Raw genomic sequence first — 12,053 nt, forward strand, 5'->3', positions numbered from 1 at the left:
TACCATCGGGGGTAGAGCACTGTTTTGGCTAGGGGGTCATGGCGACTTACCAAACCAAGGCAAACTCCGAATACCGATGAGTACAGCTTGGGAGACAGAGCACCGGGTGCTAACGTCCGGACTCAAGAGGGAAACAACCCAGACCGCCAGCTAAGGTCCCTAAAATTGGCTAAGTGGGAAACGAAGTGGGAAGGCTAAAACAGTCAGGATGTTGGCTTAGAAGCAGCCATCATTTAAAGAAAGCGTAATAGCTCACTGATCGAGTCGTCCTGCGCGGAAGATGTAACGGGGCTAAGCCAGTTACCGAAGCTGCGGATTTGCAATTTATTGCAAGTGGTAGGAGAGCGTTCTGTAAGCCTGTGAAGGTGCGTTGTAAAGCGTGCTGGAGGTATCAGAAGTGCGAATGCTGACATGAGTAGCGTTAAAGGGGGTGAAAAGCCCCCTCGCCGTAAGCGCAAGGTTTTCTACGCAACGTTCATCGGCGTAGAGTGAGTCGGCCCCTAAGGCGAGGCAGAGATGCGTAGCTGATGGGAAACAGGTCAATATTCCTGTACCGATATATAGTGCGATGTGGGGACGGATCTTAATAGGTCATCCGGGTGTTGGATATCCCGGTTTAGTTGGATGTAGGCGTGCATTAGGCAAATCCGGTGCACATATACCGAGGCCAACGATCGAGCCAGCTTGCTGGTGAAGTGACTGAACGAGGTTCCAGGAAAAGCCACTAAGCTTCAGCTATATACGACCGTACCGCAAACCGACACTGGTGCGCGAGATGAGTATTCTAAGGCGCTTGAGAGAACTCAGGAGAAGGAACTCGGCAAATTGACACCGTAACTTCGGAAGAAGGTGTGCCCTATTAGTGTGAAGTGAACAACGGAGCATGAATGGGTTGCAAAAAATCGGTGGCTGCGACTGTTTATTAAAAACACAGCACTCTGCAAACACGAAAGTGGACGTATAGGGTGTGACGCCTGCCCGGTGCTGGAAGATTAAATGATGGGGTGCAAGCTCTTGATTGAAGTCCCAGTAAACGGCGGCCGTAACTATAACGGTCCTAAGGTAGCGAAATTCCTTGTCGGGTAAGTTCCGACCTGCACGAATGGCGTAACGATGGCCACACTGTCTCCTCCTGAGACTCAGCGAAGTTGAAATGTTTGTGATGATGCAATCTCCCCGCGGAAAGACGGAAAGACCCCATGAACCTTTACTGTAGCTTTGTATTGGACTTTGAACAGATCTGTGTAGGATAGGTGGGAGGCTTTGAAGCAGGGTCGCTAGATCTTGTGGAGCCAACGTTGAAATACCACCCTGGTGTGTTTGAGGTTCTAACCTAGGTCCATTATCTGGATCGGGGACAGTGCATGGTAGGCAGTTTGACTGGGGCGGTCTCCTCCCAAAGCGTAACGGAGGAGTTCGAAGGTACGCTAGTTACGGTCGGACATCGTGACGATAGTGCAATGGCATAAGCGTGCTTAACTGCGAGACTGACAAGTCGAGCAGATGCGAAAGCAGGACATAGTGATCCGGTGGTTCTGTATGGAAGGGCCATCGCTCAACGGATAAAAGGTACTCTGGGGATAACAGGCTGATACCGCCCAAGAGTTCATATCGACGGCGGTGTTTGGCACCTCGATGTCGGCTCATCTCATCCTGGGGCTGTAGCCGGTCCCAAGGGTATGGCTGTTCGCCATTTAAAGAGGTACGTGAGCTGGGTTTAAAACGTCGTGAGACAGTTTGGTCCCTATCTTCCGTGGGCGCTGCAGATTTGAGGAAGCCTGCTCCTAGTACGAGAGGACCGGAGTGGACACACCTCTGGTGTATCGGTTGTCACGCCAGTGGCATTGCCGAGTAGCTAAGTGTGGAAGAGATAACCGCTGAAAGCATCTAAGCGGGAAACTCGTTTCAAGATGAGATCTGCCGGGGCCTTGAGCCCCCTGAAGAGTCGTTCAAGACCAGGACGTTGATAGGTCAGGTGTGGAAGCGCAGTAATGCGTTAAGCTAACTGATACTAATTGCTCGTGCGGCTTGACCCTATAACTTTGATCGATCAGATCAAGGTGTTATGCCAAGTTGACGCATTCAAAACAATTCGCCAAAAGCTGATTCCAAACTCTATGAATTCGTTCGATTGATCGCGTGATCAACCGGACAACCCTTTATGCCTGATGACCATAGCGAGTTGGTCCCACTCCTTCCCATCCCGAACAGGACAGTGAAACGACTCAGCGCCGATGATAGTGCGGGTTCCCGTGTGAAAGTAGGTCATCGTCAGGCTCTTACAGCCCAGAAAACCCCAGTCAATCTATTGACTGGGGTTTTTTGCTTTGGGTTTGCGAGAAATAAACTCTGACCTTTAAAGATTGCGAACTGCGATCTGGTCTTTCTCCGCAGCCCCAGCAGCGATCAATTCCCGCAAAATATCAACAGTGAGTTGATCGAATTCAACTCCCCCAAAGAACCGGGCGTGAATCATGGCCAAGTACGGTGTACCGCGCAGCCACGATTGCCATTCTTCAAGAGAAACAACCTGCACCTCCAGCAGCTTGAATTTCATCAGCACCTTGATCGCGTGCCGCGCGTGCTTGACCGGATCACGCTGCAATCCGTCAAGACGCTTGCGTGCAACCGACAGAGCCTTGCCGACGTCGTCGAAGATCGCGCCATGCCCAGGAATCACCCGCAAGGGCTCAAGCGATTCGATCAAATCCAGCGTTGCCGCCATGTCCCCGAATGAAGGCTCGCCGGCAAGCTCGGGGAAAGCAATCCCGAATCCGTGCTCCCACAGCGCATCCGCGGAGATCAGTGTCCGGGACGCAGCCTCGAACAAAATGATCGAGTGCGGATCGTGCCCTGGTGCCGCATGCACCTGCCACAGCCTGTCACCCAGCATGCACTCAGTGTCCGGCCGCAGCAGTCCGGTGAAGCCGAATCGAGGGCAATTCTGTCCCGTCGCCAAAAAACTCAGGCCACCTTCGTCCCAACGCTCCACCAGAGCCGCTTCGCCTGGCGGTATCTCGATGCGAACCGATGGATAGCGCTCCTTCAGCGCCGCGTTGCCTCCACAGTGATCGCTGTGCAGATGCGTATTCAAGATGCGATCAAGCGCCCGGTCACCAAGCACCGACTCGACGAGTGTCACCGTCTGCTCCGCATGCGCGGCATATCCGGTGTCGACCATCGCCGTCTCCTCGGCGCCCAGGAACAAAATGTTGTTCGAAGACAGCCAGCCCCGCTCGAGCACAACCACATTCGCCGGAAGACCAGCGCTTGCCGACGAATGGCTCATTCAGGCGCCCGCACTGGCGCGAAGCTCCCGCCGCAGGATCTTCCCCACATTCGTCTTAGGCAGCGACTCCCGAAACTCGATGTGCTTCGGTCGCTTGTAGCCCGTGAGCTGCGAGTGGCAATACTGGAGCACCGCATCCTCCGTCAGCGCCGGATCCCTTCGCACCACGAACACCTTGATCGCCTCTCCCTGCTTCTCGTCGGGTACCCCCACAGCCGCACATTCCACAACTCCAGGGCAGAGCGAAATCACGTTCTCGAGCTCGTTCGGAAACACGTTGAAGCCGCTCACCAGGATCATGTCTTTCTTGCGGTCGACGATCCGGCTGTAGCCATCTTCCTGCATCACGGCGATATCACCAGTGCGCATGAAGCCATCTGCAGTGAACGCCGCCGCAGTCTCCGCGGGCTGGTTGTAGTAGCCCACCATCACGTTGGGGCCCTTGATGCAGAGTTCGCCGGACTGCCCCACAGGGAGTGAATTCCCTTCGTCGTCCTTGATTGCGATCTCGATGCTCGGCAGCGGCAGTCCGATCGTCCCGGTGAACTCGGTGTTCGACACCGGGTTGTTGGTCCCGATCGCGCAGGTCTCGCTCATCCCCCAGCCCTCGATCATCGGGCAGCCGGTGGCCTCGAACCATTTGCGCGCGGTCCCTTCAGAAGCTGCCATGCCCCCCGCCTGCGAGACGAACAGCGTAGAGAAATCGAGCGTCTTGAATTCCGGATGCATCAGCAGCGCATTGAACAGCGTGTTCACCGCAGGCAGCATGTGAAAGGGCCGCTTCTTCAGCACTGCAATGAACTTGTTGAAGTCGCGCGGATTCGGGATCAGCGTCATGTGCGAACCCTGGCGGATCGCCAGCAGGCACAGCGTCAGCGCGAAGATGTGATACAGCGGCAGCGCCGCGATGCTGTTGACCTTCGACAGATCGCCGGCGCGCTCGAGTGCCGGAGTGAACCAGGCTTCGGCCTGCAGTGTCGCTGCCACGATGTTGCGATGCGTCAGCACCGCACCCTTCGACAGACCCGTCGTACCGCCCGTGTACTGCAGGAATGCGATGGAGTCGAGCGTGCTGCGGTCCGGACCCAGCGTGCGGCCACGCCCCTCGGCCATCGCCTGCGTGAACGGCGTGACCGAGCGGCCGTCGCTCAGAGGCAGCTTGTAGGCCGGCACGATCTTCGCCAGATGCCGTACCGCGATCGTGATCCACGCGCCGTACAGGCCGCCCAGCAGATCGCCCATCGACGTAACGACCACATGCTTCACGGGCGTGCGCTCGATCACTTTGTCGAGCGTCGACGCGAAGTTCTCAAGAATGACGATGGCGGTCGCGCCCGAGTCCTTGAGCTGATGCTCCAGTTCACGCGCCGTGTACAGCGGATTGACGTTCACGCATGTGTACCCCGCGCGCAGCACGCCGCACATCGTGACTGCGAACTGCGGAATGTTGGGCAGCATGATGGCCACGCGCGCGCCCGGCTCGAGCCCGCGCGACTGCAGCCACGCGCCGAGCGCCTTCGACAGCGTGTCGAGTTCGCCAAAAGACATCCACCGCTCCATGCAGACCGAGAACGGCCGATCGGCATAGCGGCCGAAGGCTTCCTCGAACATGTGGGGCAACGACCGGTACTGCTCGGGATGAATCTCGTGCGGTACGCCGGCAGGATAGTTTTGTCGCGCGGATGTCTGCATGCAAGCTCCTTTGGCGCGGATTGTGGGAGGCAGTGCGCCTCCGCCGCCAGCGGGCTTGTCCTAGGGCGCGGGCCTGCGCTGTCGCGCGCGCGATAGCGGCGCGGCGACCGAAAGACTCAGGCCTTGCCCGTCTCGCCCGGCAGCAGCACGCCGGCTTCGATGTCGGGTGCGACCTCGAGCGACTCGTACAGCGGCGTGAAGTCGGGCGCCGTGAGGTCGAACAGCTGCGCGAAGCTGTCGATCACGAAGTAGTTGGCCTGGTAGGTGTCGATCTTGTAGCGCGTGCGCATGGCGCGCAGCAGGTCGATCGGCAGCCGGAGCGGCTCGTCGCTGAGCACTGCGTGCTTCAGCTCGCCGACCGAGCTGAGGATGCCGGCGCCGTATGCGCGCAGGCCGTCCGGCTGGCGGATCAGCCCGAACTCCACCGTGTACCAATACAGCCGCGCGAGCTTTTCGCCGGCGCCCAGCTCGTGCGCCTTGATGCCGCCCGCGCCATAGCGCTGCACATAGTCGGCGAAGGTCGGGTCGAACAGCATCGGCACATGGCCGAACAGATCGTGGAACACGTCGGGTTCGACGATGTAGTCGAACTCCTCGGGCTTGCGGATCCAGTCCGTTACCGGAAACTTGCGGTTCGCGAGCAGGGTGAAGAACGGCAGCTCGGGAATCAGCCCCGGCACCGCGACGATCTCCCAGCCGGTTGCGCGATGCAGCCGCTCGTTGAGCTCTTCGAAGCGCGGGATGCGGTCTTTGACGCCCAGCGACGGCAGCGCCTTGATGAAGGCATCGCAGGCCAGCCCCGGCAACTGCGCGGCCTGCCGCTCGTAGAGCCGCTTGTAGGTGTCATGGTCGGCGGCCGTGTAGCTGGCCCAGTCCTGCGGGCAGGTGTAGTCGGCCAGCACGGTACCGCCGCGCGAGTAGTCGCCGCGCGGCGGGCGGTCCGAGGCGCCATACACGGCGGGGGTGACAGCTGCTGCTGCGGCGGGGGAGTCCATGAAAACGATCTCGGAGAAGAAGGGTTACTTGAGCCAGCGGTCCATCGTGCGCTGGAAGTCGCCGCCGGCCTGCTGCAGGTGCAGCCACTGGTCGACGTACGATTTGAAGGCCACGTCGTCGCGCGGCAGCATCCAGGCCATTTCGCCGTACTGCAGCGGCTTGTCGGGGTTGATCGCGCACAGGCCCGGCTTGAGCTTCTGCTGCGTGATGGCCTCGGCCGACTCGGTGACGAACACGTCGGCGCGGTTCGCGAGGATCTCGTCGAAGATCGTCACGTTCTCGCCGTGCAGCGTGAGCCTGGCCTGCTTGAAATTGGTGCGGGCGAAGCGTTCGTTGCTGCCGCCCGGATTGAAGATGACGCGCACCGACGGCTTGTCGATGTCGGCCACGCTCTGGTACTTGGCAACGTCGGCGCAGCGTGCAATGGGCGTCTTGCCGTTGACCATGTAGGGCGCGCTGAAGAAGGCGCGCTTTTGCCGGTCGGTGGTGACCGACACGCCGCCCACCGCGATGTCGCACTTGCCGGCGGCAAGGTCGGGCAGCAGGTTGGCCCATGTGGTCTTGATCCACTCCGGCTTTGCGCCGAGGCTGGCGCTGAAGCCCGTCATGAGGTCGACGTCGATGCCCTCGAACGCCCCGTCGGCCTTCTGGAAGCTGAAGGGCTTGTAGTCGCCCGGCGTGCAGACGCGCAATACCGCGGCCTTCTGCACCGTGTCGAGGTGCGAGCCGGCCACCGGCGTTGCCGCCGGCGGCATGGCGCAACCCGAAAGAACGGCGGCAGCCGCCGCGATGAAGGTCAGACTGATCGAAGACGTGCTGCGCATGCCGGGCTCCTGGGGCAATGAAGAAGCGCTTATTTTGCGGCGCTTAGCACGCCACGGCGCATCTGGTCGAGCTCGATGCTCTCGAACAGCGCCTTGAAGTTGCCGTTGCCGAAGCCGTCGTCGCCCTTGCGCTGGATGAACTCGAAGAAGATCGGGCCGAGCTGGTTCTCGCTGAAGATCTGCAGCAGCAGGGCGTCCTTCTTGCCGTCGATCAGGATCTTGCGCTTTTGCAGCTCGGCAACGCTTTCGCCGTGCTCCGGAATGCGCTTGTCCACCAGTTCGTAGTACGTGTCGATGGTGTCGAGCAGCGTGACGCCGTTGGCGCGCAGCGCGTCGACAGTGCTGTAGAGGTCGTCCGAGCCCATGGCGATGTGCTGGATGCCTTCGCCCTTGTACATGTCCAGGTACTCCTGGATCTGGCCGGCCTGCTCCTTGCCCTCTTCGTTGATCGGGATGCGGATCTTGCCGCAGGGGCTGGTCATGGCCTTGCTCTTCACGCCCGTCACCTGGCCTTCGATGTCGAAGTACTTGATTTCGCGGAAGTTGAAGAGCTTCTCGTAGAAGCCTGCCCAGACGTTCATGCGGCCGCGATACACGTTGTGCGTCAGGTGGTCGATGTAGGTCAGGCCGTTGCCGAACGGCGAAAGCGCCTGCTCCGGCGCAACGCCGGGCAGCGCCTCGAAGTCGACGTCGTAGAAGCCGATGTTGCCGATGTCACCGGGCTTTGCACCGTTCTTGCCGGGCCAGCGGTCCACCAGGTAGATCAGGCTGTCGCCGATGCCCTTGATGGCGGGAATGTTCAGTTCGCCGGGGCCGGCCTTGTCGGCAAAACCCCATGCGCCGAGTGCCGTGGCGCGTTCGTAGGCTTGCTTGGCATCCTGCACGCGGAAGGCGATGGCGCACACGCTCGGGCCGTGTTCGCGCGCGAACTTCTGCGCGAAGGAGTCAGGCTCGGCGTTCAGGATGAAATTGATGGTGCCCTGGCGATACAGCAGCACGTTCTTGTGGCGGTGCTTGGCCACCGCCTTGAAACCCATGCGCTCGAACACCTTGCCCATGGCGACCGGATCGGGTGCCGCGTACTCGATGAATTCGAAGCCGTCGGTGCCCATGGGGTTCTCCCAGGGGGTGAAGGCGGGTGCGTCGGCTTGGCTCATGCGTGGTCTCCGGAAAGGTGGGGTATTCAATGAAAAGGCGCGAAATCGGCCAGTCATGCAATGTAGGGTGGATGGCTCTCAGGTTTTCTGCGTTTCCGGGCGCTTGTGGTGGCTCCTACGCAGTAAAACTGCAAGAATATGGAAATGGAAGCACTGGACAAGATTGATAGGCTCATTCTGCGCACGCTGCAAGCAGACGGGCGCGCAACTTACGATCAGCTCGCGGAGCAGGTGAGCCTGTCGCCGAGCGCCGTGCTGCGGCGGGTCAAGCGGCTGGAGGAAAGCCGGGTCATCGACCGCTATGTCGCCCTGGTCCAGCCCGAAGCCATCGGCCTGGGGCTGACCGCCTATCTCAACGTGCGGCTCGAAAAGCACACCGAGACCCACAAGCGCAACCCCATGGACCTGTTCCGCGCCAGCGTGCAGACCTGGCCCGAGGTGGTCGAGTGCGCCGCGCTCACCGGCGACATGGACTACCTGCTGCGCGTGGTCGTGGCCGACATGGCCCACTACAGCCGTTTCATCATGGACACCCTGCTCAAGCACCCCAGCGTGGAAGACTGCAAGACCAGCTTCGTGCTGGACCGCGTCAAGGCCACGACGGCCGTCCCCGTCTGACCGCAGCGGCAGGGTTGCACGAGCGCCACGCGTTTCGGCACTGATTCACGAACCTGTCCCGCAATTGACCCTGGTGGCTTGATGATTAAGGGAAAACCCTTACATTCGAGCCATGCTCACCGCCAAGACCCTTCTCAAAGCGTCTCTCGGCCTTGGCTCTTTCCTGAAAGCGCCGATGGTTGAGGCGCAACCACGCGCTGCCAGCGCGCCTCAACCCGTCATGGTGCCGATCCGCTCTATCGGTCCCCGTGAACGCGAACGCATTGCGCGCCACCTGCTCGAACTCACCCCGCACGACCGCTACCTGCGCTTCGGCTACGCGGCGGCCGACGAGCAGGTCCAGCGCTACGTCGACAGCCTCGACTTCGAACGCGACGAACTCTTCGGCATCTACAACCGCCGCCTCGACCTGATCGCGATGGCGCACCTGGCCTTCGCCCCCGGCGACCAGCACAGCGATTGCGCCGAATTCGGCGTGTCGGTCTCGGCGCACGCCCGCGGCCGGGGCTACGGTGCCCGACTGTTCGAGCGCGCCGTGGTCGTGGCCCGCAACGAAGGCGTGGGCATGCTCTTCATCCATGCGCTGAGCGAAAACGCCGCCATGCTGAAGATCGCCCGCAATGCCGGCGCCACCGTGGTGCGCAGCGGTTCCGAAGCCGAAGCCCACCTGGAGCTGCCCAGCGCCACCTTCGACAGCCGCATGAGCGAAATCGCGCTCGAGCACTACGCCGCCGTCGATTTCGCCCTCAAGAGCCGCGCCAAGCAGTTCTGGGCCTTTCTGGCCGGCCTGCAGGAAATGCGCAGCGGCATGCGCGAAGCCCGGAAAAAATCGGCTCCATAAGTCTGGCCCCCCGGCTTTTCACTCCGCTGCGCTGCGTGTAATTCGCCACCCCCCGAGGTGGAGGCGCGGCTCGCCTTGGGGCGGCCCGGCGGCGGCCGCCTCCGTTCTTACCCTTGACCGAGTCGTACGGTGGAGCGTGTCACACGCAATCCGGTATCCTTGCCCTTCCTCAACTCCGCCCTCCCGCAGTGGCCGAACCTCACTCTGAACGCGCTCCCGTAGAACGGGAAGACAAGCGCGGCTTTCTCCAGAAGCTCGCCGAATTCATCCACCCCGGTCCAGACTCGCGCGACGAGCTGATCGAAACCCTGGCGGACGCCGAGGACAACGAGGTGATCGGCGCAGAGTCGCGCGTGATGCTCGAGGGCGTGCTGCGCATGGCCGACATGACGGCCGGCGACGTGATGGTCGCGGCACCGCGCATGGACGTCATCAACATCGACGCCCCGTTCGACGCGCTGCTGCATCTCATCATCGACACCGCGCACTCGCGCTTTCCGGTGTACGAGGGCGAAAAAGAAAACATCATCGGCATCCTGCTCGCGAAGGACCTGCTCAAGCTGCAGCGCGCGCCGGGCCTGAACATCCGTGCCCTGCTGCGGCCGGCGACCTTCGTGCCCGAGAGCAAGGGCCTGAACGACCTGCTGCGCGAGTTCCGCGGCAACCGCAACCACCTGGCCATCGTCATCGACGAATTCGGCCGCGTGGCCGGCCTCATCACCATCGAGGACGTGCTCGAGCAGATCGTCGGCGAGATCGAGGACGAGTTCGACATCGCCGAAGACGAAGGCGACATCTTCGGCCTGGCCGACCACACCTACCGCGTCTCCGGCGACACGCCCATCGATCGCGTGGCCGAGGCCTTCGGCATCGTCTTCAACGAAGAGCAGCTCAGCGAAGACTTCGACACCATCGGCGGGCTGATCGCGCACGAGATGGGCCATGTGCCCAAGCGCGGCGAGCATCACGCGATGGGCGGCTTCGACTTCGTGGTGCTGCACACCAAGGGCGGCGCGGTGCGCTGGTTCAAGGTGTCCCCGGCCCGCGGCAGCGACGTGGCCGACTGATGGCCCGCGCGCCGGCATCTCCTTCCGCCAATCTGTTCCGCCTGCTCGGCTTCGGTGCGGCCGGCCTTGCCCAGGCGCTTTCGATGGCCTCGCCCGCCGGCGGCAAGCCCTTGTGGTGGCTGCAGCTGCTGTCGCTCGGCGCGCTGGTCTGGCTTCTCGACGGCCTGCGCGCGCAGGGGGCGGGCTGGCGCCGCGCCGGCCTGCACGGCTGGCTGTTCTCCACAGCGTGGCTCACCGGCAGCTTCTGGTGGCTCTTCATTTCGATGCACACCTACGGCGGCCTGCCCGCGCCGCTGGCGGCCATTGCGGTGCTGGCGCTGGCCGCCGCGCTGGGGCTCTACTACGCCGCAGCGGCGGCATGGTTCGTGGTGCGCGGCCCGAAAGGGCGGGTGACGGGCGCGCTGGTCTTCGCGGCGCTCTGGACGCTCGCGGAACTCGTGCGCGGCAGCTGGTTCACCGGCTTTCCGTGGGGCGCCGGCGGCTATGCGCATGTCGAAGGGCCGCTCGCGGCGCTCGCGCCGTGGGTGGGCGTCTACGGCATCGGCGCGGCGGCTGCGCTGGTGGTTGCGCTGTTCGCGTTGCATCGCCCGGTTCGCATGGCCGACGCGGTGCCGGGCGTGGTGCTCCTCGCACTGGTGTTCGCCGTGCCGCATCTCGTGCCGCCGCTTCGCGGCGACGTGAGGGGCGCAGGCGGCGCGACCGGCAGCCTGAACGTCGCGCTCTTGCAGGGCAACATCCCGCAGGACGAGAAATTCATTCCCGGCGGCGGCATCGAGACCGCGCTGCGCTGGTACGGCGAGCAGTTGCGCGACGCCAAGGCCTCGCTCGTCGTCACTCCCGAGACCGCCTTGCCGCTGCTGCCGCAGCAACTGCCGCCCGGCTATCTCGACGCCATCCAGGCGCGCTACAGCCAGGGCAACCAGGCGGCCATCGTCGGCCTGCCGATGGGCGGCCCGGGCACCTACAGCAACTCGGTGCTGGGCTTCCAGCCCGGCGCCTCGCAGGTCTACCAGTACAGCAAACACCACCTGGTGCCCTTCGGCGAATTCATTCCAACGGGCTTTCGCTGGTTCATCGAGATGATGAACATCCCTCTGGGCGACTTCGCGCGCGGCGGCCTCGCTCAGGCGCCCTTCGTCTGGCAGGGCCAGCGCATCGCGCCGAACATCTGCTACGAGGACTTGTTCGGCGACGAGATCGGCGCGAACTTCCGCGACGAGGCCAGCGCGCCGACCATCCTGCTCAACGTGAGCAACATCGCGTGGTTCGGCGACTCCGTGGCCATCGACGAGCACCTGTCGATCTCGCGCATGCGCGCGCTCGAATTCGCGCGGCCGATGGTGCGCTCCACCAACACCGGCGCCACCGTGGTGATCGACGCCGAAGGCCGCGTGACGCACGAACTGCCGCGCCTCACGCGCGGCGTGCTCGAAGCCAGCGTCGAAGGCCGGCGCGGCCTCACGCCGTATGCGCGCTGGGTCGCGCCCTTCGGGCTGTGGCCGCTGTGGATCCTGGCGATGGCCACCGTGGCCGCAGCCTTCGCGCTGGGCCGCCGCGGCCGCGATTGAG

Annotated in this window: 9 protein-coding genes and 2 rRNA genes (1 of these 11 cut by a window edge); 6 read left to right on the plus strand and 5 right to left on the minus strand. The window is 62.4% G+C overall.

The annotated features are described in order from the left end of the window. Window positions 1–2,036 (plus strand): 23S ribosomal RNA (locus ACWV14_RS04415) (it extends 835 nt beyond the left edge of the window). Between the two features lie 128 nt (window positions 2,037–2,164). Beyond that, window positions 2,165–2,277 (plus strand): 5S ribosomal RNA (gene rrf / locus ACWV14_RS04420). Window positions 2,278–2,356: 79 nt separating this feature from the next. Here rrf and ACWV14_RS04425 read toward each other — a convergent pair. From ACWV14_RS04425 to hppD, 5 genes are all read right to left on the minus strand, one after another. Continuing rightward, window positions 2,357–3,289: an MBL fold metallo-hydrolase gene (locus ACWV14_RS04425; RefSeq protein WP_454906446.1), complete on the minus strand. Its 933-nt coding sequence runs from the start codon at window positions 3,287–3,289 to the stop codon at window positions 2,357–2,359. Continuing rightward, complete coding sequence (locus tag ACWV14_RS04430; protein WP_454906445.1) at window positions 3,290–4,981, minus strand: AMP-binding protein; 1,692 nt, start codon at window positions 4,979–4,981, stop codon at window positions 3,290–3,292. Window positions 4,982–5,097: 116 nt separating this feature from the next. Beyond that, window positions 5,098–5,976, minus strand: a complete 879-nt coding sequence (phhA, locus tag ACWV14_RS04435) for a phenylalanine 4-monooxygenase (protein WP_454906443.1) — start codon at window positions 5,974–5,976, stop codon at window positions 5,098–5,100. A gap of 24 nt (window positions 5,977–6,000) precedes the next feature. Then, complete coding sequence (locus ACWV14_RS04440) at window positions 6,001–6,801, minus strand: transporter substrate-binding domain-containing protein (RefSeq protein WP_454906441.1); 801 nt, start codon at window positions 6,799–6,801, stop codon at window positions 6,001–6,003. A 29-nt stretch (window positions 6,802–6,830) separates the two neighbouring features. Beyond that, the gene (hppD, locus tag ACWV14_RS04445; RefSeq protein ID WP_422084825.1) at window positions 6,831–7,958 is read right to left on the minus strand and encodes a 4-hydroxyphenylpyruvate dioxygenase; all 1,128 of its coding nucleotides are present in this window, start codon (window positions 7,956–7,958) and stop codon (window positions 6,831–6,833) included. A 144-nt stretch (window positions 7,959–8,102) separates the two neighbouring features. On the opposite strand from hppD, the gene ACWV14_RS04450 reads away from it, so the two are divergent. The 4 genes from ACWV14_RS04450 to lnt all read left to right on the plus strand — a co-directional run bounded on the left by ACWV14_RS04450 (window position 8,103) and on the right by lnt (window position 12,052). Further along, entirely contained in the window at window positions 8,103–8,576 is a 474-nt protein-coding gene (locus ACWV14_RS04450) for an Lrp/AsnC family transcriptional regulator (RefSeq protein ID WP_081270170.1), read from the plus strand. A gap of 112 nt (window positions 8,577–8,688) precedes the next feature. Beyond that, window positions 8,689–9,417 (plus strand): N-acetyltransferase family protein, encoded by a 729-nt coding sequence (locus ACWV14_RS04455; RefSeq protein ID WP_454906438.1) that lies wholly within the window; start codon window positions 8,689–8,691, stop codon window positions 9,415–9,417. Between the two features lie 188 nt (window positions 9,418–9,605). Next, window positions 9,606–10,484 (plus strand): HlyC/CorC family transporter, encoded by an 879-nt coding sequence (locus ACWV14_RS04460; protein ID WP_454906436.1) that lies wholly within the window; start codon window positions 9,606–9,608, stop codon window positions 10,482–10,484. Continuing rightward, entirely contained in the window at window positions 10,484–12,052 is a 1,569-nt protein-coding gene (gene lnt, locus ACWV14_RS04465; RefSeq protein WP_454906434.1) for an apolipoprotein N-acyltransferase, read from the plus strand. The genes ACWV14_RS04460 and lnt overlap by 1 nt, the downstream gene beginning before the upstream one ends. Window position 12,053: the final 1 nt, after the last annotated feature.

The organism is Variovorax durovernensis (assembly GCF_977011995.1).

Bases quoted from the DNA above. Each gene is read 5' to 3' on its own strand.
- ACWV14_RS04425 (WP_454906446.1), bottom strand. From the start codon at position 3,289: ATGAGCCATTCGTCGGCAAGCGCTGGTCTTCCGGCGAATGTGGTTGTG.
- ACWV14_RS04430 (WP_454906445.1), bottom strand. From the start codon at position 4,981: ATGCAGACATCCGCGCGACAAAACTATCCTGCCGGCGTACCGCACGAG.
- lnt (WP_454906434.1), top strand. From the start codon at position 10,484: ATGGCCCGCGCGCCGGCATCTCCTTCCGCCAATCTGTTCCGCCTGCTC.
- hppD (WP_422084825.1), bottom strand. From the start codon at position 7,958: ATGAGCCAAGCCGACGCACCCGCCTTCACCCCCTGGGAGAACCCCATG.
- ACWV14_RS04455 (WP_454906438.1), top strand. From the start codon at position 8,689: ATGCTCACCGCCAAGACCCTTCTCAAAGCGTCTCTCGGCCTTGGCTCT.
- ACWV14_RS04440 (WP_454906441.1), bottom strand. From the start codon at position 6,801: ATGCGCAGCACGTCTTCGATCAGTCTGACCTTCATCGCGGCGGCTGCC.
- phhA (WP_454906443.1), bottom strand. From the start codon at position 5,976: ATGGACTCCCCCGCCGCAGCAGCAGCTGTCACCCCCGCCGTGTATGGC.
- ACWV14_RS04450 (WP_081270170.1), top strand. From the start codon at position 8,103: ATGGAAGCACTGGACAAGATTGATAGGCTCATTCTGCGCACGCTGCAA.